Here is a 25,289-nt window from a genome sequence, read left to right on the forward strand (position 1 = left end):
AACCACGGTTGAGCCGCCGGCGGCGGCGGCTCAACCTGCAGGACGCTCACTAGCCTCCACCGCGTCCCTCAGTGGAGAGCGCGGCGACTCGAGCGCAGTGACAGCGACCGGGTCGCGACCTCGGGCTCCGAGCAGCCACACCAGGTTCACCAGCAGCTTTCGCCGGGAGCAGGGCAGTCGCGAGCCGTGGTAGAGCCGGTGCACCAGCCAGGCGAGCCGACCCCGCACCGAGACGCCGTACAGCTCGGCGACACCCTTGTGCAGCCCCAGCGACGCCACGGCGCCGGCGTCCTTGTGCCGGTAGGGGCGGACTCGGCCGGTGAGATTCTTGCTCAGTCGCACTGCTTGGCGTACGGCGTGTTGGGCGGTCGGCGCGCACGGCCCACCGGTCACGAGGTCGGGCACGGCGGCGCAGTCGCCGATCGCCCAGACGCCGTCGACGACGCGCAGGTGCTTATCGGTGACCACTCGGCCGGCCGGGTCGCACTGGAGCCCGAGGGCGCGCAGCAGTGGATTGGCGACAACGCCGGCGGTCCACACGACCGTGTCGGTGCGGATGGTGGTGCCGTCGCTGAGCACGGCATGACCGTCGGTGAGGGAAGCCAGGGCGGTGCCGGTGCGGATCTCGATGCCGCGTCCCGCCAGTTCGGTGGTGGCGTACGTCGCCAGCCGCTCCGGCAGTTGCCCCAGGATCCGTGGGGTTGCCTCGACGAGCACCCAGCGGGTATCGGCCATGGTGAGTTGCTCGTATCGGAAGATCACCCGGCGCACCATGTCCTCCAGCTCGGCCAGCGCCTCGATGCCGGCATACCCGCCGCCGACGAAGACGAAGGTCAGCGCACGTTCGCGGGTGGCCGCGTCGGTGGTCGACGCGGCCAGCTCGAGCCGCGACAGAATGCGGCTGCCCAGGTGTTGCGCCTCCTCGACAGTCCGGAAGCCGACGGCGTGCTCGGCCAGCCCGGGCACGGGGAACGTCCGCGCGACCGAGCCGAGCGCGAGCACCACCTCGTCGTACTCGATGCGCTGGGTTGTGCCGTCTGAGGTCGAGCAGGTCGCGACTCGTGCTTTGGTGTCCAGGAGGGTGAGGGATCCGGCAAGCACGTGGGCGCCGGGGACAGCCGAACGAAGCGGGACCACAACGTGGGCCGCGAGCACCGTGCCGGCCGCGGTCTCGGGTAGGAGTGGCTGGTAGGTCATGTAGCCGTGTGGGTTCACCAGGGTCACGTCGCAGCCGCGGCGCAGCAGGCGACGGGCTGCTGTCAGGCCTGCGTAGCCGCCGCCGACAACGACAACTCGCTGCGTCACGTCCAGTCCACGCTGAAGTACTGAGTCTCCTGGTACTCGCGGATGCCCTCGCGTGCGCCCTCGCGACCGATCCCACTCTGCTTCACGCCACCGAACGGCGTGGACGGGTCGGACACGACGCCACGGTTGACCCCGACCATCCCCGCCTCGAGACCCTCGGCGATCCTCAGCGCATCCTGCAGTCGTCCGGCATAGACGTAGGCGGCAAGCCCTGACTCGCTGTCGTTCGCCTGCGCGAGCATGGCCTGCTCGTCGCGCCACGTGATCACCGAGACGACGGGCCCGAAGATCTCCTCGCGCGCGATCCGCATGCCGGGGTGTACGTCGACCAGTAGCGTCGCCGGGTAGAACCAGCCGCCGGTGTCGGTGCTGCCCCGGTGGGTCAGTCGTGCGCCCGCGTCCACAGCCTCGTCGACCAGCGCGGTGACGCCGTCGACTGCCTTGGCACTGATCAGCGGCGCCACCTGGAGACCTTCGATCGCCTCGCCGAGGCTGGCGACGAACTTGTCGAGCACGTCCTCGTGCACGAAGAACCGGTTGGCGGCCGTGCACGCTTGGCCGGCATTGCGGAACTTGGCGATCATCGCGCCCGCGACAGCCGCCTCGATGTCGGCGTCGGCGGTCACCACGAAGGGAGCGTTGCCGCCGAGCTCCATGCTCGAGTTGAGAACGCGGTCGGCCGCCAGCTTGAGCAGCACCTTCCCGACATCGGTGGAGCCGGTGAAGGACACCTTGCGGACGCGGTCGTCCGTGAGCCAGGTGCTGACGACCTCGGCCGGAGCCGTGGTGGGTACAACGCCGACGACGCCCTCGGGGACCCCGGCCGCGGTGAGGAGCTCGGCGATCGCGAGGGCGGTGAGCGGCGTCTCGGCCGCGGGCTTGAGCACCACCGTGCAGCCCGCAGCCAAGGCAGGGGCGATCTTGCGGGTCGCCATGGCCGCGGGAAAGTTCCACGGCGTGACGAGCGCCGCGACGCCGACCGGCTTGTGCATCACGATCGTCCGCGTGCCGCCGGCCGGCGATTCGCCGTACGAACCTTCGGTGCGCACCGCTTCCTCCGAGAACCAGCGGAAGAACTCCGCGGCGTAGCCGACCTCGGCGCGGGCGTCGTCCAGGGACTTGCCGTTCTCCGAGTGGATCAGGGCCGCGAGGTGCTCGGTGTCGGCGACGATCAGCGCGAAGGCCCGGCGGAGGACCTCGGCCCGCACGCGGGACGGCGTGGCGGCCCAGGCCGGGAATGCGGCGGCAGCGGCGTCGACGGCGGCCCGGGCATCCGCGGCGGTGCCGTCGGCCACCTGGGCGATGACTTCGGTGGTCGCGGGGTCGTGGACGGCAAAGGTGGTGGTGGAGGGGATCGTGATGGTCACGGGTAGAGGCCTCTCAGGAGGTGGGCTTGGGCGACGCGCTCGACAGCAAGGCAGGTCGCCGCAGTACGCAGGGGAAGGTCGAGCCGGGCCGCGTGCTCAGTCACCCGGTACCACGCGGTGGTCATGCGGTTGGCAAGCTTGGCCTCGACCTCGTCCTCGGACCACCAGTAGGCCTGGTTGGCCTGGACCCACTCGAAGTAGGACACGATCACGCCGCCGGCGTTGGCCAGGATGTCGGGCACGACGAGGCAGCCACGGGCGTGCAGGATTGCGTCGGCCTCGGGCGTGGTCGGACCGTTGGCCCCTTCGACGATGACCTTGGCGCGAACGCGGTCGGCGTTGCCGGCGTGGATGACGCCTTCGACGGCAGCGGGGACGAGCAGGTCGACGTCGAGGGTGAGGACGTCGTCGACCTCCTCGCCGGCGGGGAAGCCGACGACCGAGCCGTGGGCGTCGACGTGCTTCTCGACGGACGGGATGTGCAGTCCGGTGTGGGACCCGATGGTGCCGTACTGGTCCGAGACGGCGATCACGCGGACGCCGGCCTCGGCGAGGAAGCGTGCGGCGTACCGGCCGACCTTGCCGAAGCCCTGCACCGACGCCGTGGCGCCGGCGGGGTCGATGCCGCGCGAGCGCAGTGCGGCGAGGGCGACGTGCGCGACGCCTCGTGAGGTGGCGGTCGCGCGCCCGAGGGAGCCGCCGAGGCTGACCGGTTTGCCGGTCGTGACGCCGAGGACGGTGTGGCCCTGCTGGACGGAATAGGTGTCCATCAGCCAGGCCATGGTCTGCTCGTCGGTGCCGATGTCGGGTGCCGGGATGTCGCGTTCGGGTCCGATCAGCGGGCTGATCTCGCTGGTGTAGCGGCGGGTGACGCGCTCGAGCTCGGCCTGCGAGTAGTAGCGTGGATCGATGCGTATGCCGCCCTTGGCGCCCCCGTAGGGGACGTCAAGGAGGGCGCACTTCCAGGTCATCCACATGGCCAGTGCTCGCACCTCGTCGAGGTTGACGTCGGGGGAGTAGCGCAGGCCGCCCTTGGCCGGGCCGCGGGAGAAGTTGTGCTGGACACGGTGGCCGACCAGGAGCTCTGTGTCGCCGTTGTCGCGGCGCAGCGGGATGCTGACGGTCACCTCGCGGCGGGGCGTGGCGAGCATGGCATAGAGGCCGTCGTCGTAGCCGAGGATCGTGGTCGCCTCGCGAAGCTGGGTGCGGGCGTCGTCCAGTGGGCCGCCGGTGGTGAGCGTGAGCTCGAGGGTGTTCGTCATCGGAGGTCCTTGAAGATCTGCTCGAGGACGTCGAGTCCCTCGACGAGGAGGTGGTCGGGCATGGAGAGTGGCGGCAGGAAGCGGAGCACGTTGCCGTAGGTGCCGCAGGTCAGGACGACGAGGCCCTGCTGGTGGGCGGCGGCCGCGACCGCTTTGGTGAGGTCGGCGTCGGGCTCGGTGGTGCCGGTCTTGACGAGCTCGACGGCGATCATGGCTCCGCGGCCGCGGATGTCGCCGATGCGCGCGTCGCCGAAGGACTGCAGCCGCTCGACCATGGTCTTGCCGATGTTGCGGGCACGGTCGACGAGGCCGTCCTGCTCGATGGTCTCGATGACGGCGAGGGCGGCGGCGCAGGCGATCGGGTTGCCGCCGTAGGTGCCTCCGAGTCCGCCGACGTGGGGGGCGTCCATGATCTCGGCGCGGCCGGTGACCGCGGACAGAGGTAGGCCGCCGGCGATGCCCTTGGCGGTGACGATGAGGTCGGGCACGACGCCCTCGTGGTCGCAGGCGAACATCTCGCCGGTGCGGGCGAAGCCGGTCTGCACCTCGTCGGCGACGAACACGACGCCGTTGGCGCGGCACCACTCCACCAGCGTGCCGAGGAATCCGTCGGCGGGGACGATGAAGCCGCCCTCGCCCTGGATCGGTTCGATCACGAGCGCTGCGAGGTTGTCGGCGCCGATCTGCTTCTCGATGGTGTCGATGGCACGCCGGGCGGCAGTAGGGCCGTCGACTCCATGGTCGCGGTAGGGGTAGGACAGCGGTGCGCGGTAGACCTCGGAGGCGAAGGGCCCGAAGCCGCTCTTGTACGGCATGTTCTTCGAGGTCATCGCCATCGTCAGGTTGGTGCGGCCGTGGTAGGCGTGGTCGAAGACGACGACTGCCTGCCGCTTCGTGTGGGTACGGGCGATCTTGACGGCGTTCTCGACCGCTTCCGCGCCGGAGTTGAAGAGCACGGTGCGCTTGTCGTGCGTGCCAGGGGTGAGCCGGTTGAGGGCCTCGGCGACGCGCACGTAGGCGTCGTAGGGAGTGACCATGAAGCAGGTGTGGGTGAAGGCCTGCGCCTGCTCGGCCACTGCCGCCGCCACGCGTGGGGAGCTGTTGCCCACCGTGGTCACGGCGATGCCGGAGCCGAAGTCGATCAGCGAGTTGTCGTCGACGTCGACGATGACGCCGCCACCTGCCGCGACGGTGTAGACGGGGAGGGTCGTCCCGACGCCGGTCGGTACGGACGCGCTCTTGCGGCGCTGCAGCTCCTGCGACTTCGGACCGGGGATGGACGTGACGAGGCGGCGCTCCTGGGGGAGTGCCGGGCCGCCGGTGGTGTGCTCGCTCATGGCCTGAACGTTAGGCGGGCTGGGCCACTCCGGCCACGTCCGTTCCGCACAAGTTCAAGACTGCTCTTGTGCAATCATGACACTCATGGTCGATGTCGCACTCCTGCTCGAGCAGGGCGAGCTCCGCCTCCACGCGGTGCACCTGGCCAAGCCGGATGCGGCGATCCGCTGGGTCGCCACGAGCGAGCTCGAGGATCCGGCGCCATTCCTCGAGGGTGGCGAGCTCCTGCTCACGACCGGCCTCGCCACCCGGGGTTGGCGGTCCCAGTGGGACGGGTACGCCGAACGGCTGGTCTCCGCCGGCGTCAGCACGCTCGCGCTGGGCGTTGGCCTGACACACCGTCGCGCTCCTGTGGCTCTCGCCCGCGCTTGCGAGCAGCACAACCTGAACCTGTTGGAGGTGCCCCGCGAGACCACCTTCGTCGCCGTCAGTCGCGCCGCGGTCAGCCTGATCGAGCAGCGGGACGAGAGCGAGGCGAGGCTCGCCCTCGAGACGCAGCGGCAGTTGACCGCGGCAGCGGTCCGCGACGACCCGCGTCAGGCCGTCGTCGGCCGCCTCGCGCAGCTCCTCGACGGAGCGGCCTTCCTGCTCGCGGCCGACGGCCGCCTCGAGGTGAGGCCCGTAGGACCGCGCCGGCAGCTCGCCGACGTGGCCGCCGCCGCCGTGGAGCTCAACCGGATCCGACCCCAGGGACTTCGCGCGGCCTCGACCGTCAGCGACGACCGGCATACCAAGCTTGTCGTCCCGGTGGGGCTGCGCGGTCGACCGGGCTACTACCTCGCCGTCGCCGTACCCGGCCGGGTCACGAACGTACGCCGAAGCGCGATCGCCACGGCAGTGGCCTTGCTCGGCCTCACCCTTGAGCAGGAACGCGACCGCCGGGAAACGCGTCGCCATCTGCTGGGAAAGACCTACGAACTGCTGAGCCGTGGGGAGGTGGACGCGGCCGCGGTCGTGGGCGAGGCGTCCGGTGTTCCGAGCCTCCCCGGACGTGTCCAGATCGTCCAGGTCACCGGCCCGGAGGACGTCCTCGAGGACGCGCTGGTCGGGCTGGAGCGGGACCAGGTGCTGGCCACCGTCGACGCCGGGGTCCTCCGTGTCATCGCCGCTCCGGCACATGCCCTCCGGGTGGCGGAGGACCTGGCCGGTCGGGGGCTCGTCGTTGGAGTCGGCGACCCAGTTCGGCTATCCGAGGTGGCGGCCGCTCACGCCACGGCGATGCTCGCGCTCGCGCGGGCCACCACCGCTACCGGAGTCGTCAAGTGGGAACTCGTGGTCCGTGAGGGTGTCGTCGGCCTGCTTCCCAGAGAGGTTGCCGAGTCCTTCTCGGTGTCCTTCCTCGGCGGCCTGGAGGACGACCAGACGGCGACCCTCGGATCGTTCCTTCGACACCACGGGTCACGGCTCAAGGTCGCGGAGGAACTCGGCCTGCATCGCAACACCGTGCGCAACCGCGTCGCGCAGATCGAGCGAACGCTGGGGCGCTCCCTCGACGATCCCGACTCCCGTGCGGCCGCGTGGCTTGCCTTGCAGGCAAGGCAATATCCGGTGTAGGGGGCTCTGGCCCGCGCAGTGGTAAGCGCGACCCGCACGTCGCTGCGCACGCGGCGGGCGAGCACCTCACCCACAACGAGGACTTCGCCCGTGATGCCTTGTCCCAGTGGGTAGCCACGAGATCGCATCTCCTGATCGGCGTGGCTCAGCGAGCCGAGGGATGCATGTCCGGAGCGACCAGGACCTGCGAGCCCATGGTCCGAGCCAGACGGAGCGCGCACTCGAGCTCCAGGCGGCGCTCGCGCAGGTCGCGGCCGAGGAGCTCTTCGGCCTTGCGCACCCGGTAGGCGACGGTGTTGCGCGCGACGTGGAGGCGTGCGGCGGCGCGAACCAGTGACCGGCCCTCGCCCAGGTAGGCCGCGAGCGTCTTGCGCAGGTCGGCTGTGGAGGGCTCATCGATGGCGAGGGGACCGAGCTCACGCCTGACGAACCAGCGGGCGAGGGCCGCGTCGCGGCTGAGCAGGACGGCGAGCTCGACGTCCGGGTAGTCGGTGAGGGTGGCGGTGCCCGAGGTCGGGCCGAGCTCCGCGCGAACGAGGTCAGCCGTGAGGGCTGCCTCGTGGTGCGCTCGGCGGAAGCCTTCGACCCCGCGTCCGAGCGCGCTGACCGTCGCGTGGACGCCAGCCGCGGTGGGCGTGCTGAACTCCGGGGCGGATTTGGGCCAGCGCCAGGCGGCCCACACGCGGAGGACGTTCGGACCGTCAGGAAGGACGAGGGTCGCGATGGGCTCGGCGGCACGGAAGATGTCGAGGGCCAAGGCCTGGAGGTCCTCGGCGGGGGTGGGCGCCGTGGCGTCACGCCACACGACCGCGGCGACGTGGTCGACGCGCAGGGGGTAACCGAGGACGCTCGTCGCCTCCTGCGCCGAGACGTCCTCCCCGCTCACGATGCGCCGCACCATCTCGGCCCGGGCCGCGGCGGCACTCGTGATCCACTCCTCGCGCTCGGCGGCATAGGCCGCAGCCATGCCCATGGAGAACTGGTCGACGATGGTGAAGAGCAGTCGCGACACTCGCGCCGCCTCCGCCGTCAGCTCGGAAGCCGGCACCCGGCGCGCCACCTCCTCCTGCATCCGCTCGTGCAGGAGAGCGTGGCTGATGCGGATCCCACGGAGGACGAGGTCGAGGGGGATGCCGCGGCGGACGAAGTCGCGGTCACCGACGAGCGACTCCTTGGGCACGGCGAAGGGGCTGGCCGACTCGGGCTCGGGGGAGGCGAGCAGCAGCAGGGACTGGAGGGTCACCGCCTCGGTCCCCATCCGCAGCGTCTGCAGCGCGTCCTCGCTTCGGGCGAACTCCGGCATCTCGCTGCCGATGTGCTCGGCCATGGCCCGCCCCACTGCGACCCCCCAGTCGAGCGGTCCGTCTCCCACAGCGGACCGGACCAGGGCGACAAGCTGTGGCGTGCTCGCGGGTGTGGTGTCGGCGGAGGACTCGAGTCCCCGCACCCACTCCCCGGGCGTGCTGCTCACCACTCGTCGCCGTAGTGGTCCCGGGACCAGGAGCTGGCGCTGGGGACGGTGCGGGCGTCGAGCTGGCTCAGCACTCCGCGGAAGAAGACGAGCGGACGGCGCGGCCATGAGGGCACCTCGAAGTCGAGGACGCGGCCGACGATGAGCTCGTGGTCGCCGACGGTCACCATCTGGTCCACCGCACAGTCGATCCACGCGACGCTCTCGGCGAACCGCGGCGCGGGGTGGTCGCCGGGGACGAGGTCCACCCCTGCGAAGCGGTCGTCGCTGGGCTTGGCGAAGCGATAGCACAGCTCGCCCTGGGCGTCGTTGAGGAGATTGACCGTCATCCGGCTCGCCGTGCGCAACCGCGTGAGCGTGGAGGACCTCGCGTCGACGAAGAAGCCGACGAGTGGTGGCTCCAGCGAGATCGACGTGAACGAGCCGACGGTCATGCCGGCGTCGCCGAGCTCGTCGCTCAGCGTCACGATGCACACCGAGGTGGGCACGTGGCCGAGCGCCCGGCGGAAGGTCGCGCCGTCGAAGGATGGGGTCGCGTCGGTCGTCATGGCGGGCACATCCGCAGTCGTGGCGGTCATCTGGGGCACCTCCGGTTCGTTCTCCAGCGGCCGTGACCGGGCGGGGAGCCGGGCCATCTCGTCGCAAGGTTCCCCGAGTGAAGCAGCATCTGGCAAGAGCCCTCTTGGCCCGGGAGTCCCATGCGTCGTGTCGACTTTGGGCTGACAGACCGAGCGCGGGCTGCGGCGCCCGAGGGAACCTGTCTGTCAGCGCAGGCCGCCCGGCCGCGAGCGAGACACCCAGGCAGAGCCGCCTCAGTCTCCCAGGATGCAAAGGAGCTTCCCCATGACCCTCACCGCGCAGGCCGAATCGCCGGTCGCCGAGTCGTCGCCCACCACCGAGGAGATGGTCTCTCGGGCCACCGCCCTCCTCCCGCTCCTTCGCCAGAATGCGGAGCAGTCCGAAACCGACCGTCGCGTCGTCGAGGAGTCGATCGAAGCCATTGCGGACGCCGGCATCTACAAGCTCATGGTCCCGGCCCGGTTTGGTGGCTACCAGTCAGACCTGGGCACCAGCCTGCAGGTGAGCATGACCCTCGCGCAGGGTGACGGCTCGACGGCATGGGCCAGCACGCTCATGAATGTCTGCAACTGGATGGCCGGCCTCTTCCCCGAGCAGGCACAGCAGGAGGTCTGGGGGGAGAACCCCGACGCTCGTGTCTGTGGCGTCCTCGCGCCGACGGCCACGACGCGCCGCGTCGACGGCGGCCTCGTCGTCACGGGCAAGTGGGGCTTCGCCTCCGGCTCCTACCACTCGCAATGGGCGGGCCTCGGCGTGCCGATCGTCGACGAGACCGGCCAGCCCGTGGACCAGGGCATGGCGCTCATCCCCATGACCGAACTGTCCATCGAGGACACGTGGTACGTCGCTGGTATGCGAGGCACCGGAAGCAACACCCTGGTCGCCGACGAGGTCTTCGTCCCCGACCATCGGATCCTCTCGGTGACCCGAGCCGTTGGTGGCGACTACCCCACCGAGCACAAGGAAGAATCGCTCTACCGGTCCGCGCTCGTGCCCGTGCTCGCCCTCGTCCTCGCGGCACCGCCCGTCGGGCTCGCCAAGCACGCCATGGAACTCGTGCAGGCCTCGCTGGCCAAGGGCCGCGGCATCAGCTACACGTTCTACGACAAGGCCTCGCTCGCCCCGACGTCCCACCTGAGCGTCGCCAAGGCGGCGCAGCTCATCGACACCGCGGAGCTGCACCTCATGCGCGCCGCGAACGACATCGACACGGCCGCCGCCTCCGGCGTGTATCTGGACTTCCAGACCCGCGCACGCGTCCGCGCCGACGTCTCCTCGACCGTCCTCGCGGCACGGGAGGCGGTCGACCTGCTGCTCAACGTGAGCGGTGCCGGCAGCTTCGCCGAGGCCAACCCGATGCAGCGCATCTGGCGTGACCTCGAGACCGGCACGCGCCACGCCGTGGTCAACCCGGACATCGGCTTCGAGCTCTACGGACGCGCCCTCCTCGGCGTCCAGGAACAGATCACCGCACTCATCTGACCGGCGCACCGCTCAGCACCCTCACAACGATTGGAGTTCAGACATGCGTCTGGCGAACGTGGACGGTCGCGCCGTCCTCCTGACCAGCGACACGACCGGTGTCGACGTGGCAGACCTCAGTGACGGGCGCTTCGGCCCCGAGCCCGGCTCGGTCCTCGAACAGTGGGACGACTTCCGTGAGTGGGCGAACGGCGCCGACACGGCCGAGGCCGAACAGATCAGCTTCGACCGTGGGCTGGTGGGATCGCCGTCGCCCACGCCGCGGCAGATCGTCGCCATCGGGCTCAACTACATCGACCACGCGAAGGAGTCGGGGCTCGACGTGCCCACGGGACTGCCCCCGACGTTCACGAAGTTCGTCTCGGCGCTGACCGGTCCCGACACGACGGTGACCCTTCCGCCCGACGGGGCAACGGACTGGGAGGTCGAGCTCGTCGCCGTGATCGGCCGCGAGGCCAAGAACGTCTCCGAGGACGAGGCCTGGGACCACGTCGCCGGCCTCACCATCGGCCAGGACCTGTCCGAGCGGAAGAGCCAGCTGGCCGGCCCTGCTCCACAGTTCAGCCTCGGCAAGTCCTTTCCCGGCTTCGCCCCTGTCGGTCCGTGGCTCGTCACGGTCGATGAGGTCGACTCAGCAGGCGACAAGGACGACCTGGCGCTTGGGTGCCTGGTCAACGGCGTGACGATGCAGGACGGGCGTACGAGCAACCTCATCCAGTCGGTGCCGCGCCTCATCGCCGCCCTGTCGTGCACCATCACGCTGCACCCCGGTGACCTCCTCTTCACCGGCACCCCGGCCGGTGTCGGCGCCGGGCGCAAGCCCCCGCGCTTCCTCGCCGACGGCGACCAGCTCAGGAGCTGGATCGAGGGCCTGGGCGAGCAGCACCAGACCTTCGTCGCCGGCTGACCCGTCACCCCACGCGTTCCACCCCACGCACCACACCATCCCCGTTCCGCCCAGCGTTACGCCCGGAAAGGCATTCTCATGGGACTTCACCGCCTCACCTCGATCACGATCGGCGTCCCGAACGTCGAGGAGACGATCGCCTACTACACCGAGTTCGGCCTCACCCCACGCGGTGATGGCAGCTTCGACACCGTCGACGGCGGCCAGCAGCTGCGCATCGCCCATGCCCCGCAGCGCCGGCTCCTCGAGATCGGCGTGGGTGTCGACGACCAGGACGATGTCGACCGCATCGCGCGCCAGCTCGAGGGTCTCGGGCTCGGCAGCGAGCGCTCGGAAGGACGCCTCGTCACCGAGGAGCCGGTCGCCGCGTTCCGGGCGATCGTCACGGCCAGCCCGCGCATCGAGCAGCCGGAGGTCCCTGCACCGCTCTACAACGGCCCCGGACGGAACGACCGGAAGAACGTGCGCGCCGACGGCGTCCTGCGAGAGGGACAGGTGAAGCCCCGCAAGCTCGGCCACGTCGTCATCGGGTCGACCGACCGAGAGGCGACCCAGAAGTTCTTCGCGGAAGGGCTCGGCTTCAGGATCAGTGACGAGGTGGCGGGCCTCGCGGCCTTCATGCGCTGCTCGACCGACCACCACAACGTGCTCGTCCAGCAGGCGCCGCTGAACTTCCTGCACCACACGTCCTGGCAGGTCGAGGATGTCGACGAGATCGGCCGTGCCGCGACCGCGATGCTCGAGAACGACCCCAACCGCCACGTGTGGGGTCTGGGACGCCACCACGTCGGGTCGAACTTCTTCTGGTACCTCAAGGACCCGGCCGGCAACTTCTCCGAGTACTACTCAGACATCGACTGCATCGTCGACGACGCGCTGTGGAAGCCGAGCGTGTGGGAGGGCGCCCACGGGCTGTTCAACTGGGGCCCGCCCCCGCCCCCGTCCTTCCTCGCCCCCGAGGACCTCGCGGCCCTCATGGCCGGCGCCCACGCGGCCCAGTGACGACAGGGACGCAGATGAGCAACAGCACTGGACAGTCCCGTCGAGCCCTCCTCGCGGCAACCGCAGGCGGCCTGGGAGTCGCAGCCCTCGGTGCGCCCGAAAGGGCTGTGGCACAGGGAAACCCGAGCAAGGAGGACCTCGTGGCCGTCGCAGAGGTCGAGCGTACGGTCCTGCTGGAACGGTGGGCACGTGACATGGGGCGGTGGGACGTCATGGCCGAGCAGTACCACCCTGACTCCGTCGTCGACATCTCCTGGATCAAGACGAGCGGCCCCGAGTTCGTCCGACTCTCGAAGGCGAGCGCGGCGAATGGCACCCGTAGCTGCCATGTCCTGAGCCCGATCCTCACGGACGTGCGTGGCGACCGCGCCACGGCGGACACGGGAGCCGTCATCGCCGGGCAGGTCGTGCTCGACGGAGTGCTCACTGCCCTCACCGCCTACGCCCGCATCGTGGAGCGGCTCGAGAGGCGCGGCGACACCTGGCGGATCAGCGAGCTGCGCTGCATCTACCAGTTCGACCAGCTCTCCCCGGCGAACCCGAGTGACGAGCTCGACATCGACGCGGACGTCCTCGCGAGCTACCGCGAGAGCTACTCGGGGCTGTCGTACTGGGTCGGACGGACCCGCGGTCCTGCCGCGGTGCGGATGGACCTTCCCGGGATCGACCAGCCAGCGACGATCAACGCCCTGTATGCCGCGAATGCCGCCTGGCTGTCGGCCGGCCGGAACGGCGGCCGCCCATGACGAGCGCGTCGACGTGGGGCGTCGTCGACGTGCATGCGCACTTCGTCACGACGTCCTACGTCGACGCGGCGGTGGCCGCAGGCCACACGCGTCCTGACGGGATGGCTGGGTGGCCGAGCTGGAGCGCAGAGGACCACCTCCGCGTCATGGACGCGAACGGGATCGAGCGTTCAGTCCTGTCGATCTCGTCGCCGGGAGTCCACTTCGGCGACGATGCGCAGGCCGTCGAGCTGGCGCGCGAGGTGAACCTGGCCGCGGCCAACGCCGTCGAGCGCCACCCGGACCGGTTCGGCTTCTTCGCCTCTGTCCCGCTGCCGGATGTCGACGCCGCGGTGGCGGAGGCGGCCCACGCCATCGACGAGCTCGGTGCCAGCGGCGTCGTCGTCGAGACGAACACCCACGGCCGCTACGTCGGCGACCCTGCCTTCGCGCCCCTGCTCGCAGAGCTCGACCGACGGAGCTCGGTGCTCTTCGTGCACCCGACGTCGCCCCCCGGGGCGGAGGACACGGCGCTGGGCTACCCGCGGCCGATGCTGGAGTTCCTCTTCGAGACGACGCGCTCCATGACGGATCTCATCCTGTCCGGAGCGCTGAAGCGGCATCCTGACCTGAATGTCATCGCCACCCACTGCGGCGGCTTCCTCTCGCTGGTCGTCGAGCGCCTGGAGCTCTTCGTCCAGGGCTTGGGGATCGCGGGAGGCGACGCGTCCCTTGTCCGGGAGTCGCTGTCCCAGCTGTGGTTTGACCTCGCCGGCACGCCTGTCCCTGCGCAAGCAGATGCCCTGATCCGGCAGGTGAACAGCACCCACCTCCTCTATGGGAGCGACTACTGCTGGACGCCAGCGCCGCTGGTCGCAGCCCAGGTCGCCACCCTCGATGCCCACTGGTCCGCCGATGTGCACGGGTCGTGGCGCGACCTGGTGGCGGCGAATGCGCGACACCTCTGGCCGAACCGCGTCGCCGAGACTGCGGGCAGGATCGGGACATGACCGACGAGCTCCAGAACACCGCAGACACCTCGGCCGCCCCACACGTCATGCAGTGGGGCCAGGACGGCAGTCGCCTCGACGAGTTCGCCGCGTGGGCCGGACCCAGGCACCGGCGCAGGCTGGGTGACTACTCGGAACTGCACGCGTGGTCGACGGAGCACCCGGAGGAGTTCTGGGGCGACGTCTGGGAGTACTTCGACGTCGTCACGTCCCACCCCTACGAGCAGGTCCTCACGGGCGGGCCGATGCCCGACCACACCTGGTTCCCGGGCGCCCGCCTCAACTTCGTCGACCAGGTCTTCCGGCACCGCGACCTCCCCGGCGCGGCCGTCGTCTCGATCGACGAGGCGGGATCACGGTCGGAGCTCACGTGGCGCGAGCTCGAGGAGCAGGCACTGGCCTTCGCGGGTGCCCTCCGCGGCCTCGGCGTGACGAAGGGAGATCGTGTCGTCGGCTACCTCACGAACGGGCCCGAGGCGATCGTGGCGTTCCTGGGCACCGTTGCGCTCGGGGCGATCTGGGCCGGATGCGCCCCCGACTACGGGGCAGCGACGGCCGCCGACCGGATGTCCCAGCTCGAACCCTCGGTTCTCGTCGCGGCGACGGGCTACGACTGGAACGGCCGCGGACACGGCCGCCGAGAAGCCGTCGCAGAGCTGGCGGCGTCCCTGAGCGTGCGAGCGGTCGTGGAGGTCCCACGCGGGGACCGGCGGCTGGACGCGAACGCACTGGACGGCATACGGGCCATCTCCTGGACCGACGCGCTGGCGAGCCGCCCGATCGACCACGTCGAGCAGGTGGAGGCGGACCACCCGCTCTGGGTGCTGTTCAGCTCGGGGACGACCGGGGTGCCGAAGGGGATCGTCCACGGGCACGCGGGCGTCGTCGCCGTCCAGCTCTCGATGCTCGGCCTCGCCCACGACCTCAGGCCGGGGGACACGATGTTCTGGTACACGACGCCGAACTGGATGATGTGGAACATCGTCGTCTCGGTGCTGCTCGCCGGCGTCCGGACGGTGACCTACGAGGGCAGCCCCGTCCATCCCGACCCCGCCAGGCTGTGGGGGATCGTCGCGGACGAGGGGGTGACGATGTTCGGCACGAGCCCGGGTCACCTCCAGGCCACGCGCGGCGCCGGCGTCGTGCCGAAGGAGGGCCCCGGCACCGAAAGTCTGCGGGTGATCGCTGCGACGGGTGCGCCCGTGCCGGCTGCCCTCAACGCCTGGGTTCGCGAGGCCGTCGGGGCCGACGTGCCTGTCCTGTCCGTGTGCGGTGGGACCGACGTGGTCAGTGCGTTCCTCGGCTGCTCGCCGTGGCTTCCGGTCTGGGACGGTGAGATCTCCGGTCCGTCGCTCGGCGTCGCGGCACATGCCTTCGACGCCACGGGGCGTGCCGTGCGCGACGAGGTTGGCGAGCTCGTCGTGACGAGCCCCGGTCCCTCGATGCCGCTGTTCTTCTGGGACGACCCTGACGAGAAGCGCTACCGCGAGACGTACTTCGAGGCCTACCCCGGCAGTTGGCGGCAGGGCGACTGGGTGACGCAGATGAGCCGCGGCAGCTTTGTCGTCCACGGTCGCTCCGACTCGACCCTCAACCGCAACGGGGTCCGGCTCGGCTCCAGCGAGCTCTACGAGATCGTCGAGTCCGACGCCGCTGTCGCCGAGGCCCTCGTCCTCGGTGTTGAACGCGCTGACGGGAGCTACCGGATGCCCATGTTCCTCGTGCCGGCGACGGGCCACGAGCTCGCCGAACCGGAGCTTGAGCGATTGCGCCACCGGCTGCGGACCGAGGGTTCGCCGCGTCATGTGCCCGACGAGATGCATGTCGTGAGAGCCATCCCGCACACCCGAACCGGCAAGAAGCTCGAGGTGCCTCTCAAGCGCATCCTCCAGGGCGCGGACGCCAGGGATGTGCTCGACCCGGGCGCTGTGGACGACGAGTCGCTCGTCGCCGACTACGTTGCGCTCGCGGAGCAGTGGCGGACGGGTTCGTCATGAGGCGACCCGACAGGCTCTTGAAAATGGCACCCGGCGACTCCTCCCCAAGCCGGCGCGGAGCGCTGCGTCGGCGTCCTCGCGATCAGTTGTGCCGTGCTGAAGCCCAGATTCGGATCAGAAGGTTAGGGGTTCGAATCCCTTCGGGCGCACTCTGTTGAGACAGACGTATGGGGCCCCGGAACGCGAAAGCGATCCGGGGCCTTACTCGTTCCATCGGTCACCTCGCCGAGCAGTCGCACCGTGTGGGCGAGCGAACACAGTTCAGATCCGGGCTCACTCCCACTCCCACCGGAAGCCATAGCATCCCGGCCCGAAGCTCAACGCGATGGAGTGGACGGAGTGGGAGCCGTCCAGCACCGCCTCACGGACCTGCTCCGGTTGGCCCTCCAGCCGCGAGTGCTGCTCGATCCGCCGGGGCAGCGCGGCCGGGTCGAAACAGACCTCGAGACCGAACTCGCGCGCCGGCAACCGGAACTTCCGCTCGTAGTTGGTTGCCTGCGGGTACGGCGCCCGGTTGACCAGTTCGTGCTCGGTGATGATCGTCTCGCCACGCGTGAGCGGCCGGTCGAAGAGCAGCTCTGTGACCAGCAGTCCATCCGCGGGACGACTGACCACCCGGCCTAGTCGGCAGTTCTTGCGCGGGCGCACCAGAGGCGGCACGTGGTCGTGGTCGTCGAGGTGCAGGATCGCCACCCACCGGTCGGCACCATCCTCTTCGGCACGCAGCACTTGGCGGGATCCGAAGGACAGCTCCTCGCGCGCGGGACCGACCCGGACCACGTCGTGCTGGCTGATCCTGGTCAGCCGTTCGTCCCAGCGCATGTTGACCTCGTCAAGGGCGTCGTCCACAGCGGCCGGGTCCGACCACCAGACCGCGGTGCCGGTGGCGATGGGCTGCTTGCCGAACCACTGGCCGCGCGGGCGTGGCGGCCCGAGCAGGGACTTGAGCGACCCCGCCGGCACCTCGAGCACCTGCTCCAGCTGCGCGAGGGCGACAAGTGACTCGCGGCGCTCTGGCCGGCTGCGACCGGACTGCCAGTAGCTCAACGTGGCCAGGCTGACCGTGACGCCGTCGCGACGGAGGCGGTCATGAATGCGAGTCAACCCCAGCCCGCGAGTCGCGATGGCCGCCTTCAGTGCGGCGTCGAACGGCCCCGTGGTCAGCAGCACCTCAAGCTCGGCCGACCCTGACTCGGGGTGGGCATCGCCGGAGTCGAAGGGGTGTTGCGGCGGGACGGTCATCTTGACTCCATCGTCAGGTGTTCCAACCCCCGTGGGGCTCGACCATAGGTTGTGGCACAGACGAAGGGAAGGGCGTGATCGGGGCCGGTGGACGCCCGACGGCAGATTTGTCTGTCAACAGTTAAGACTGGTGGTGCTCGGTCCACCACCGGTAGAAGCTCGCGTTGCGATCGACGAAACTGAGGTAGGCGTCCGAAGCCGCTCGGCGGATCTCCGCCGGGTCGACGGGACAGCGCTCCGACCAGGCCAGGTCGTAGCGCTGGACGATCGGGTCGCCGGCCAGCGGCCGGACCACCACTCCCGAGTCCTCCGGCGCCATCGCCATGAACAGCCCGACGTAGTGGCCGCTGCGGACGAATGCTCGCGCAGTGGCGCTGTCGCTGACCTCATGGGCGATGTGCGGCTCGAAGCCTGCGTCACGGCAGGCTCTGCGAAGGGGCGGGCTTCCGCCGAAGTCGTCGGTGGGGTCGATCAGCCACTGCTCGTCGGCCAGCTCACGCAGCTCGACGACGTCCCGTGCTGCCAGCGGGTGGTGCTCTGAAAGCCCGATGAACACCGGCTCGATCGGCACCAGCACCTCACGCCGCACTCCGGCGGGTGTTGGCGTCGGGTAGCCGTCGAAGTCGGCGATGAGCGCCGCGTCCAGCTGACCGTCCTGCACCCGTCGCAACAGGGTGGACATGGAGGTCTCCGCCTGCGCCCGCAGCGTCAGCTCGCCGCCTTCGCGCCGAGTCAGCCGGTGGATCACGGCCGGAAGCAGCGGTCCGGGCATCCCGCCCAGTCGCAGTTCGACCGCGCCGGGCGACGCGTGCGAGTCGATGTCCAGGCCCCGCAGCTCGGCCATCTCGGCCAGCACCAGTTGCGCCCGGGCGAGCACCGATCGACCGTGCGACGTGGAAACGACGCCGGTCCGGGTCCGCTCGAACAGCTGAGCCCCCAAGCTCCGCTCGATCCTGCCGAGCTGGGAACTCAGCGCCGGTTGTGACTGCCCAAGAGCGGCAGCCGCCTTGCTGATGCTGCCGTGCTCGGCCACCGCGACCAGCACCCGCAGGTGCCTGATCTCCACATCCATACTCGCGATGTTATGGGTCATTGCACTGTCCGGGTCAGAACACCGACCAGCCGGTCCGCGCCGAGAACGACTCGAGGGCGGCCACGCCGGCCACCGAGTTGCCGCTGGCGTCCAGTCCCGGACTCCACACGCACAGCACGCAGCGACCCGGCACCACCGCGACGATGCCGCCGCCGATCCCGCTCTTCGCGGGAAGTCCGAACCGGTATGCCGCCTCGCCGGCGCGGTCGTACATCCCGCACACCAGCATCGTCGCGTTCAACCGCTTGACGTCGGCGGGCGGCATCAACCGGGACCCGTTCGACCGGAGCCCTCCGTTGGCCAGGAACCGCGCGGCGAGCGCCACGTCTGCGCAGCTCATGGCCAGCGCGCACTGCGCGACGTACTGCTCGAGCACCACGTGCACGGGGTGGTCGAGGTTCCCGAAGTCGGCGATCAGGTGAGCCAGCGCGGCGTTGCGATGACAGTTCGCCAGCTCCGAGGCCGCGACCGCCCGGTCCACGATCACACTGTGGTTGCCCGACTCGCCGCGCACGAACCCCAGCAGTTCCGCGACTGCGTCACCGGTGAGCCCGAGCAGCCGGTCCGCCGTGACCAGGGCGCCGGCGTTCAGGAAGGGATTGCGCGGGATCCCGCGGTGCCGCTCCAGCTGGACCAGCGAGTTGTAGGGGTCGGCGGAGGGCTCGTGCCCGATCCGCTTCCAGATCTGGTCGTCGGCGGCAAGCACGAGGCCGAACGAGAACACCTTGGCGATGCTCTGGATGGAGAACGGCGCTTGGAACTCGCCCGCGCCGAACACCTCCCCGGCCGGCGTCGCCAGAGCGATGCCGAACCGGGCCGGGTCAACCTGAGCGAGCGCGTGGATGCTCGTCGCGACGACGCCCTGCCCGATCACGGGCAGGACGTCGTCGTACACCTCGTCGAGCACGCGCTGGTACGACGGCTCGATCACCACCACCTACCGAACGATGACGGAGTCATAGCTGGTGTGCGCCGGGTCGTCCGGGCGGTGACCTGCTTCCAGCCCGCACCGTTGGTGCACGTCCTGGCGAGCGGGGTGCTGGTCTGGCCGGTCGTGCCGTCGACCAGGACGACCTTCGCCCAGGCATAGGTCACGGGGTCCGGACACGTCTGCGAGTAGTACAGGGACAGCTGGCTGCTGCCCGCTGGAGCCGTGAAGGTCTGGCTCAGCGTCGACCCGCCGTTGCTGGGCTCGGTCGACCCCAGCCGTGCGGCCCGGGTGCCTTCCTGCGCACTGGTGCTGACAACGGAGGCGACCTTCGCCGTGCCGCCGACGGTCCAGCCGGACAGGTCACCGGCCTCGAAGCCGCCGTTGACAAGGCTGCCGCCGGAGCCACCAGGATCAGTGCGGACCGTGACCTGGTTGCTGACCGGTGAGACGTTGCCCGCGGCGTCCTTGGCTCGCACCGAGAAGGTGTATGCCGTGTCGGCGGCCAACCCACTTACCGTCGCCGAGATGCCGGTCGCGGTGGTCACCAGGCGCCCCTGATCCTTGAGCGCTCGGTCGACGACAGCGAGTTGGCGTAGAACTTTGACCCGTTCAAGCCGGTCTCCTCGGTCGCCCACCAACCGAATCGCACTCTCTTGGCCATGACCGGGTTCTTCTCCGCCAGGGTGAGCGCCACCTCCGGGAGAGCCGCCGAGCCCGACGCGTTGTCGTTCATGCCGGGGCCTGCGGTGACACTGTCGAGGTGTGCGCCCAGCAGGTACACCTGACTCTCGTCGCCACCCTTCCACTCGGCGATGACGTTCTTGTCCTGCGCACCGCACCCGTTGGTGCACGCCTGCTCGGTCACCGTGTAGCCGGCCCCGTGCAGCTTCCCCGCGACGTAGGCGGCCGCCAGGGCGGCCAGCGTCAGCGTGCTCGCCGTCAGCACCGCAGACCGGGCCTGCTGCCGCGGGTGGGTATGGACATGGTTCTTCTCCGATGGTGAGAGCTGGGGCAGGGGTGTGGTGGGTGACTGGGCGTGGGTGAGGGCTGTGGGTGAGGGGTTGGCCGGTCACACTGCCCACCCCCTGACCGGGGACCCGGACGGGACCCCGGTCGAGGAGCCCGTCAGACGGTGATCGACCAGCCGCCGAGGACACCGGTGTCGCCGGGTCCGTTGTCAGCGATCCGCAGCTGCCAGGTGCCGCGGGCCGCCTCGCCCGCGGCCGGGGTGAAGGTGAAGGTGCGAGTGGTCGGGAACGGCGTGCAGTTCCAGCCGTTGTCGCCGCTCGGCTTCAGCTGTTGGTAGCGCCCACTCGGCGAGCGGACCCCGATCTGGAGGTCCTCCTGGCACGGGTGGGTAGCGGTGATCTTGACCGTGACCGGCCCAGCCGCGGTGCCGGTCGCCGTCGAGCTGACGTTGCTCGTGGTGACCTGGAAGTCGCGGATGGGGTAGTCGGTCTCGTTGCTGAAGGTCCGCTCGCCGCCGCCCTCGCCGCTGGTCCGGACCGTGAGCGCACCGGTCGGTTTGGACGCGTTGCCGGCCGCATCCTTGGCCAGCACGGTGAAGGAGTACTCGGTGTTGGGGCTCAGCCCGGTCACCGTCGCCGAGGTCGACGCGGAGGTGGTCGCCAACGTGGTGCCGCGGTAGACGTCGTACGCGGTCACGCCGACGTTGTCGACGGCGGCGTCCCAGGCGAGCGACACGGTGGTGCTGGTGATGCCGGCCGTTCGCAGCCCGCCGGGGGTGGTCGGCGGCTCGTTGTCGCCGCCCGGGTCGCCGGGCTGCGTGCGCGCGGTGACCGGGCCGCTGGTGCTCGAGACGTTGCCGGCCGCGTCGCGGGCCTTGACGGTGAACGAGTACTCGGTGTCGGCGCGGAGGCCGCTGACCGTGGCCGTGGTGCTGGTGACCGTGGTCGCCAGCGCGCTGCCGTTGTAGACGTCGTAGGCCGTGACCCCGACGTTGTCACTCGACGCGGTCCAGCTCAGCGAGACGCTGCTCGCAGTGGTGCTGGTGGATCGCAACGCGCTCGGCGCCGTCGGCGCCTGCGTGTCGCCGCCACCCGTTGTCAGGGTGAGCCCCCACTTGGTGAGAGCTTCATTGACCGGCTGGAAGATTGCATTGTCGCCAGCCGGGCAGCTGTTGCCGTTCATCCCTCCTTCGTGCAGGCCGACCGCCTTGTCGCCGCGCAGCCAGGCCCCGCCCGAGTCACCGCCCTCCGAGCAGGCAGTGGTGACGGTCAGACCCTCCACCACGATGGAGCCGTAGTCGACCGTCTGGTTGAGCTTGGTGACGGTGCCACATTCCCAGTACGGCGAGGTCTTGCCGGAGTGACAGACCGCGTCACCAACGATGGCCTCGGCAGACCCGGTGACCGTGACGGCCGGGCTGCCATAGGTGTTCACGGCAGCCGACAGCGTCCAACCGGGCTCGGTCACCGCGACCACGCCCATGTCACCTTCGTTGCCGTTCACGCTCCGGGTGCCACCCACGTTCGACGTGCCGATCTTGTTCTGCGCACTTGCCTCGGCGTATGCCGGCTGGTTGGCGTCGTTGGTGCAGTGACCGGCGGTCACAAAGTGCTTGCCGCCGTTGGCGTCGGTGGCGCCGAAACCGACCGAGCAGGGGCTCTCGGTGTTCGGGTACCAGGCATCGCCCGGGTTGACGTCACCAGCCTGCTGCACCGGCGAAGCGGCAGTCTCGGCGATCCGGATCCCGTCGAGCTGCTTCGCCTTCCGCAGGAAAGCTGCGGTCTCGGCGTTCTGCTTGGTGCGGCTGACGGTGATCAGCACGTCGTTCTGCCTCACATCGACCCCGAAGGAGCTCAGCCCGTCCACGTGGCCACCGGTCAGGCGGCGAACTTCGCCGATCAGGCGGTCCAGCTCGGACTGGCTGCGGGCGACGACCTTGGCCTCTGCACCCGCCGCCCGAGCCCGCTTGGCGACGGAACTGCTGGTCACTGCCACCGTGAGCTTGCCGCTCTCGGCGTCGAACCAGTGTCCGGCCAGATCGTGGAGCACTACGGCCGGCAGCTGCTTGTAGGTCGCATGCGCCTTGTCCTGCTGCTGCAGTCGGTCGCGGGCCTGGTCGTGGGAGATCCCCAGCGCCTTCGCGACCCCGGCGACCTGGGCCGCGGGTGGCGTGTCGCCGCCGGGTCGTGGGACGGCTGACGTCGCGCCTGCCTGCCGGTCCGGCGTCCCGGCATGGCTCTGGGCGACGCCCAGCGTGCTGGCGGCCAACGCCAGGCCGCAGCTGATAGTCAGGAATTTCGTGCGAAATGCCATGTGCTTGTCTCCTTGAGCGGAAATGTTGCAAGGTGACAAGACCGTAGTGACGAGAATCCACGAGTATCAGGGCCTGAAAGCCGTAACAGTTAAGACTCCGATGATCAGCGCCGTGAAGCTCCAATTAACTGTTAAGACAGGGCACCCCGCTCAGGGCGCAGCCCTGTGGTGCCGTCTGTCAGGGGAGACGGCGGCGCACCAGGAAGGACCAAGCGGCCAAGAAGATTGCCAATCGTCTGGCGTCGTGGAATTCACCTTTTGACACCGGACAATTCTTGCCGCGGCGCTTGGTGCGCAAGCCGTGGCTGCCTTTCGACGGAGCGGACGGGTGCCCACCTGGGCGCCTTGCGTGACCGCGGTCTCGACCTGCCGCGGCCGCGCGGTCGGGATGACAAGGTCGGCTCGTCCGTGAATTTGTCCCGGGTGAACTCGCGATGGAGCGGGGCCCCCTGGACACCTTGCTGGTGCGCCGCATCGGTGCTCTTGTCCGGGAGATCCACGACCGCAGCGTCGGATTGGCGGTTCCCGACGACTGGCCGGTGCTTCTGCCTGCAACGCAGCCAGACCTGCTGTGCCACAACGATCTTGCGGCGTGGAACCTCATCATCGATGGTGACCGTCTCGCGTTCATCGACTGGGACGGCGCAGGGCCGAGCACTCGGCTGTGGGACCTCGCCTATGCCGCCACTTCGTTCGGCCACGTGTTCCCCGGTGAGAACCCGAGCGATGCGCTGGTCCGGCTGGTCGCGTTCCTGGAGGGGTATGACGCTGCCGCCGACCTGCGTCGTGCCTTACCCGTGACGATGGTGCGGCGCGCGCAGGCCATGCACGACCTCCTTCGTGACTCTCACGCTGTCCGGTGACTATGTCAACCTCAAGTGGCCCCACTCTGACGGCTTGTTCTGGCTCCAGCCGGGCCTCGGTTGTGGGTTAGCCGTGTTGCCAGACTTTGCGCGCGGAGATGATGAGTAGCGCGGCCAGGAGTGGGACGAGCACTTGGGTGGGTACGACACCCAGGAGGGCTCCGCCTGCCACGGTCCCGATCACTGATCCGGTGGCCATGGCCAGCAGGAAGGAGCGGTTGTGCCCCAGCACGGTGAAGGATTTGTCTTGGCTGTATCGGGCGAACGCGACCAGCATCGTTGGCAGTGATACGGCCAGGGACAGGCTCCCGGCGACTTTGATGTCTGCGCTGTAGAGCAGCACGATCGTGGGGATGAGGAGCTCGCCGCCAGCGACACCCATGAGGGCGGCGACGACCCCGATGGCGGCTCCGGCGAGAATGCCGGCGATCACTTGGGCAGGGCCGTCGAGTCCAGCGGGTTGCACGTGTCCTAGGTGGGTGGCCAGGAGGGCTGCGGCGATCAGGATGAGCAGGGCGGCCAGGACGCGATAGAGGGTGCGGCTGCGCATGCGGGTTGCCCAGGTCGCGCCAAGGTAGGCGCCCAGCAGGCTTCCCGCGAGGAGGTTGACGATGATCGGCCAGTGCGGGGTGATCTGGTCCAGGGGGACCGCGATCAGCCGGGCGGGCAGAGCGGTGGCGACCACGAGCAGGCTCATCGCTTTGTTGAGGATGACGGCTTGTAGGGCCAGGAAGCCGAAGAGTCCGATGAGCAGCGGCAACCGGAACTCGGCACCACCGAGACCGATCATCCCGCCGAGCAGCCCCACGGCCGCTCCCGCGCCGGCAGCGACCCAGCCGTTGCGCCGTGGTGGGCGCAACACCTGCGTCGGCTTTTTGACGGGTGACGCGCTCATACCGACGAGCATGGCGGGAGAGGCACCTGCTCAGGTTAGATGGTTCACGTTCCGGCACGGGGACGGATTCGCACCGGGGCCCGGCGGGAGAGATGCGGCTCAGCATTGCCCGATCCGGATCGGTTACTGGGGATCACGTTGATCAACCAGCCGCCCCGCCACCGCCACAGATCCTCAACTGGCACAGCCCGACCGACCGCAGGGTTTGGCTGCCCCAACCGTGTTGCAACGCCGCACTGGAACCCGCCCGGCCCGATTTGGCCTCGGGCACGCGGCTAGATTGCGGGCATGGATCGAGAGGGTCAGCCTGTTCCGGTGGAGCAGCACGCGCAGCGGCTCATCGCGGGTCGACTGCGTCGGATCGTCCTGGTGGTCGCTGTCCTGAACCTGTCGTATTTCTTCGTCGAGTTCACCGTTGCGTTGAGTGCCGGTTCGGTGTCCCTTTTGGCGGACAGCGTCGATTTCCTCGAAGACACGGCCATCAATCTGCTGATCTTCGTTGCGTTGGGGTGGCCGCTGGCCCGGCGGGCCGCGATGGGAAAGGCCATGGCCATCGTCATCTTGGGCCCGGCGGCCGTCGCTGGCTGGGAGGCTGTTCAGCGCTTCGCTGACCCGGTCGCGCCCGCTGTCGTTCCGGTTGTGCTCGCTTCGCTGGGCGCGATCGCCATTAACGGCACCAGTGCTTGGCTGCTCGTCAACGTTCGTGGCCAGGGCGGTTCCTTGAGCCGGGCGGCCTTTGTCTCGGCCCGCAACGACGTCCTGGTCAACGTGTCCATCATCGTGATGGCTGTGGTGACTCTGTGGACCGCCTCGGGCTGGCCGGACCTGATCCTGGGCTGTCTGATCATCTTGTTGGCCCTGCATGCGGCCTATGAGGTGTGGGAAGTCAGCGAAGAGGAGAGGCTGGCCGCGAAAGCACTGTCCGGCGAGGCGATCGACTGACGGGACCTTTCCGGGGAGCTGACCATCGATGTACGTCGACGG

At 69.5% G+C, this 25,289-nt stretch carries 22 protein-coding genes; 9 read left to right on the forward strand and 13 right to left on the reverse strand.

What is annotated here, in order from left to right; all coding sequences use genetic code 11:
• Positions 1-30: 30 nt before the first annotated feature.
• From ACFQRE_RS09855 to gabT, 4 genes are read right to left on the reverse strand one after another with little or no spacing between them, the layout of a single operon-like run.
• A complete protein-coding gene (locus ACFQRE_RS09855; protein WP_380121704.1) occupies positions 31-1,305 on the reverse strand; it encodes an NAD(P)/FAD-dependent oxidoreductase in 1,275 nt (424 codons plus the stop codon).
• Positions 1,302-2,672 carry an NAD-dependent succinate-semialdehyde dehydrogenase gene (locus tag ACFQRE_RS09860; protein WP_380121707.1) on the reverse strand — a complete coding sequence of 457 codons (1,371 nt, stop codon included), beginning with the start codon at positions 2,670-2,672 and terminating at the stop codon, positions 1,302-1,304. Before ACFQRE_RS09860 ends, ACFQRE_RS09855 begins: the two co-directional genes overlap by 4 nt.
• The gene (locus ACFQRE_RS09865) at positions 2,669-3,934 is read right to left on the reverse strand and encodes a Glu/Leu/Phe/Val family dehydrogenase (RefSeq protein ID WP_380121709.1); all 1,266 of its coding nucleotides are present in this window, start codon (positions 3,932-3,934) and stop codon (positions 2,669-2,671) included. Before ACFQRE_RS09865 ends, ACFQRE_RS09860 begins: the two co-directional genes overlap by 4 nt.
• The gene (gene gabT, locus ACFQRE_RS09870) at positions 3,931-5,271 is read right to left on the reverse strand and encodes a 4-aminobutyrate--2-oxoglutarate transaminase (RefSeq protein WP_380121712.1); all 1,341 of its coding nucleotides are present in this window, start codon (positions 5,269-5,271) and stop codon (positions 3,931-3,933) included. The genes ACFQRE_RS09865 and gabT overlap by 4 nt, the downstream gene beginning before the upstream one ends.
• A gap of 76 nt (positions 5,272-5,347) precedes the next feature.
• On the opposite strand from gabT, the gene ACFQRE_RS09875 reads away from it, so the two are divergent.
• Positions 5,348-6,826, forward strand: a complete 1,479-nt coding sequence (locus ACFQRE_RS09875; protein ID WP_380121716.1) for a PucR family transcriptional regulator — start codon at positions 5,348-5,350, stop codon at positions 6,824-6,826.
• Positions 6,827-6,971: 145 nt separating this feature from the next.
• Here the strand turns inward: ACFQRE_RS09875 and ACFQRE_RS09880 are convergent, their stop codons facing one another.
• Positions 6,972-8,297: a PucR family transcriptional regulator gene (locus tag ACFQRE_RS09880; protein ID WP_380121718.1), complete on the reverse strand. Its 1,326-nt coding sequence runs from the start codon at positions 8,295-8,297 to the stop codon at positions 6,972-6,974.
• Positions 8,294-8,875, reverse strand: coding sequence for a flavin reductase family protein (locus ACFQRE_RS09885; RefSeq protein WP_380121721.1), 582 nt, complete (start codon positions 8,873-8,875; stop codon positions 8,294-8,296). The genes ACFQRE_RS09880 and ACFQRE_RS09885 overlap by 4 nt, the downstream gene beginning before the upstream one ends.
• Positions 8,876-9,140: 265 nt before the next feature.
• Between ACFQRE_RS09885 and ACFQRE_RS09890 the strand changes: the two genes are divergently transcribed.
• The 6 genes from ACFQRE_RS09890 (at position 9,141) to ACFQRE_RS09915 (ending at position 15,999) form a co-directional block, all read left to right on the forward strand.
• Positions 9,141-10,358 (forward strand): acyl-CoA dehydrogenase family protein, encoded by a 1,218-nt coding sequence (locus ACFQRE_RS09890; protein WP_380121724.1) that lies wholly within the window; start codon positions 9,141-9,143, stop codon positions 10,356-10,358.
• A 43-nt stretch (positions 10,359-10,401) separates the two neighbouring features.
• A complete protein-coding gene (locus ACFQRE_RS09895; RefSeq protein WP_380121727.1) occupies positions 10,402-11,265 on the forward strand; it encodes a fumarylacetoacetate hydrolase family protein in 864 nt (287 codons plus the stop codon).
• Positions 11,266-11,343: 78 nt separating this feature from the next.
• The gene (locus ACFQRE_RS09900; protein ID WP_380121730.1) at positions 11,344-12,267 is read left to right on the forward strand and encodes a VOC family protein; all 924 of its coding nucleotides are present in this window, start codon (positions 11,344-11,346) and stop codon (positions 12,265-12,267) included.
• 14 nt (positions 12,268-12,281) lie between these two features.
• Positions 12,282-13,013 (forward strand): nuclear transport factor 2 family protein, encoded by a 732-nt coding sequence (locus ACFQRE_RS09905; protein ID WP_380121732.1) that lies wholly within the window; start codon positions 12,282-12,284, stop codon positions 13,011-13,013.
• Entirely contained in the window at positions 13,010-14,002 is a 993-nt protein-coding gene (locus ACFQRE_RS09910) for an amidohydrolase family protein (protein ID WP_380121735.1), read from the forward strand. The genes ACFQRE_RS09905 and ACFQRE_RS09910 overlap by 4 nt, the downstream gene beginning before the upstream one ends.
• The gene (locus tag ACFQRE_RS09915; RefSeq protein WP_380121738.1) at positions 13,999-15,999 is read left to right on the forward strand and encodes an acetoacetate--CoA ligase; all 2,001 of its coding nucleotides are present in this window, start codon (positions 13,999-14,001) and stop codon (positions 15,997-15,999) included. The genes ACFQRE_RS09910 and ACFQRE_RS09915 overlap by 4 nt, the downstream gene beginning before the upstream one ends.
• Before the next feature lie 273 nt (positions 16,000-16,272).
• Here ACFQRE_RS09915 and ACFQRE_RS09920 read toward each other — a convergent pair whose 3' ends face one another.
• From ACFQRE_RS09920 to ACFQRE_RS09945, 6 genes are all read right to left on the reverse strand, one after another.
• Positions 16,273-17,241 (reverse strand): hypothetical protein, encoded by a 969-nt coding sequence (locus ACFQRE_RS09920; RefSeq protein ID WP_380121740.1) that lies wholly within the window; start codon positions 17,239-17,241, stop codon positions 16,273-16,275.
• A gap of 121 nt (positions 17,242-17,362) precedes the next feature.
• The gene (locus ACFQRE_RS09925) at positions 17,363-18,313 is read right to left on the reverse strand and encodes a LysR family transcriptional regulator (RefSeq protein ID WP_380121742.1); all 951 of its coding nucleotides are present in this window, start codon (positions 18,311-18,313) and stop codon (positions 17,363-17,365) included.
• Between the two features lie 34 nt (positions 18,314-18,347).
• The gene (locus ACFQRE_RS09930) at positions 18,348-19,271 is read right to left on the reverse strand and encodes a glutaminase (RefSeq protein WP_380121745.1); all 924 of its coding nucleotides are present in this window, start codon (positions 19,269-19,271) and stop codon (positions 18,348-18,350) included.
• Entirely contained in the window at positions 19,262-19,810 is a 549-nt protein-coding gene (locus ACFQRE_RS09935; RefSeq protein WP_380121747.1) for a hypothetical protein, read from the reverse strand. Before ACFQRE_RS09935 ends, ACFQRE_RS09930 begins: the two co-directional genes overlap by 10 nt.
• A complete protein-coding gene (locus ACFQRE_RS09940) occupies positions 19,807-20,211 on the reverse strand; it encodes a M28 family peptidase (RefSeq protein ID WP_380121749.1) in 405 nt (134 codons plus the stop codon). The genes ACFQRE_RS09935 and ACFQRE_RS09940 overlap by 4 nt, the downstream gene beginning before the upstream one ends.
• Before the next feature lie 179 nt (positions 20,212-20,390).
• The gene (locus ACFQRE_RS09945) at positions 20,391-22,547 is read right to left on the reverse strand and encodes a fibronectin type III domain-containing protein (protein ID WP_380121751.1); all 2,157 of its coding nucleotides are present in this window, start codon (positions 22,545-22,547) and stop codon (positions 20,391-20,393) included.
• A 434-nt stretch (positions 22,548-22,981) separates the two neighbouring features.
• On the opposite strand from ACFQRE_RS09945, the gene ACFQRE_RS09950 reads away from it, so the two are divergent.
• On the forward strand, positions 22,982-23,410 hold the full coding sequence (locus ACFQRE_RS09950) for a phosphotransferase (RefSeq protein ID WP_380121753.1): 429 nt from the start codon (positions 22,982-22,984) through the stop codon (positions 23,408-23,410).
• 67 nt (positions 23,411-23,477) lie between these two features.
• Here ACFQRE_RS09950 and ACFQRE_RS09955 read toward each other — a convergent pair whose 3' ends face one another.
• Positions 23,478-24,305 (reverse strand): sulfite exporter TauE/SafE family protein, encoded by an 828-nt coding sequence (locus ACFQRE_RS09955; RefSeq protein ID WP_380121755.1) that lies wholly within the window; start codon positions 24,303-24,305, stop codon positions 23,478-23,480.
• 315 nt (positions 24,306-24,620) lie between these two features.
• Here ACFQRE_RS09955 and ACFQRE_RS09960 point away from each other — a divergent pair, with 315 nt between their 5' ends.
• Positions 24,621-25,247: a cation transporter gene (locus ACFQRE_RS09960; RefSeq protein ID WP_380121757.1), complete on the forward strand. Its 627-nt coding sequence runs from the start codon at positions 24,621-24,623 to the stop codon at positions 25,245-25,247.
• Positions 25,248-25,289 lie beyond the last annotated feature (42 nt).

This window comes from Knoellia pratensis (assembly GCF_042666395.1).
Classification (GTDB): Bacteria; Actinomycetota; Actinomycetes; order Actinomycetales; family Dermatophilaceae; genus Knoellia; species Knoellia pratensis.

What these genes read in the sequence shown, in the direction of transcription:
- ACFQRE_RS09865 (WP_380121709.1), bottom strand. Translation starts at nt 3,934, where the DNA reads ATGACGAACACCCTCGAGCTCACGCTCACCACCGGCGGCCCACTGGAC.
- gabT (WP_380121712.1), bottom strand. Translation starts at nt 5,271, where the DNA reads ATGAGCGAGCACACCACCGGCGGCCCGGCACTCCCCCAGGAGCGCCGC.
- ACFQRE_RS09875 (WP_380121716.1), top strand. Translation starts at nt 5,348, where the DNA reads ATGACACTCATGGTCGATGTCGCACTCCTGCTCGAGCAGGGCGAGCTC.
- ACFQRE_RS09885 (WP_380121721.1), bottom strand. Translation starts at nt 8,875, where the DNA reads ATGACCGCCACGACTGCGGATGTGCCCGCCATGACGACCGACGCGACC.
- ACFQRE_RS09890 (WP_380121724.1), top strand. Translation starts at nt 9,141, where the DNA reads ATGACCCTCACCGCGCAGGCCGAATCGCCGGTCGCCGAGTCGTCGCCC.
- ACFQRE_RS09895 (WP_380121727.1), top strand. Translation starts at nt 10,402, where the DNA reads ATGCGTCTGGCGAACGTGGACGGTCGCGCCGTCCTCCTGACCAGCGAC.
- ACFQRE_RS09900 (WP_380121730.1), top strand. Translation starts at nt 11,344, where the DNA reads ATGGGACTTCACCGCCTCACCTCGATCACGATCGGCGTCCCGAACGTC.
- ACFQRE_RS09905 (WP_380121732.1), top strand. Translation starts at nt 12,282, where the DNA reads ATGAGCAACAGCACTGGACAGTCCCGTCGAGCCCTCCTCGCGGCAACC.
- ACFQRE_RS09910 (WP_380121735.1), top strand. Translation starts at nt 13,010, where the DNA reads ATGACGAGCGCGTCGACGTGGGGCGTCGTCGACGTGCATGCGCACTTC.
- ACFQRE_RS09915 (WP_380121738.1), top strand. Translation starts at nt 13,999, where the DNA reads ATGACCGACGAGCTCCAGAACACCGCAGACACCTCGGCCGCCCCACAC.
- ACFQRE_RS09920 (WP_380121740.1), bottom strand. Translation starts at nt 17,241, where the DNA reads ATGACCGTCCCGCCGCAACACCCCTTCGACTCCGGCGATGCCCACCCC.
- ACFQRE_RS09925 (WP_380121742.1), bottom strand. Translation starts at nt 18,313, where the DNA reads ATGGATGTGGAGATCAGGCACCTGCGGGTGCTGGTCGCGGTGGCCGAG.
- ACFQRE_RS09945 (WP_380121751.1), bottom strand. Translation starts at nt 22,547, where the DNA reads ATGGCATTTCGCACGAAATTCCTGACTATCAGCTGCGGCCTGGCGTTG.
- ACFQRE_RS09950 (WP_380121753.1), top strand. Translation starts at nt 22,982, where the DNA reads ATGGAGCGGGGCCCCCTGGACACCTTGCTGGTGCGCCGCATCGGTGCT.
- ACFQRE_RS09955 (WP_380121755.1), bottom strand. Translation starts at nt 24,305, where the DNA reads ATGAGCGCGTCACCCGTCAAAAAGCCGACGCAGGTGTTGCGCCCACCA.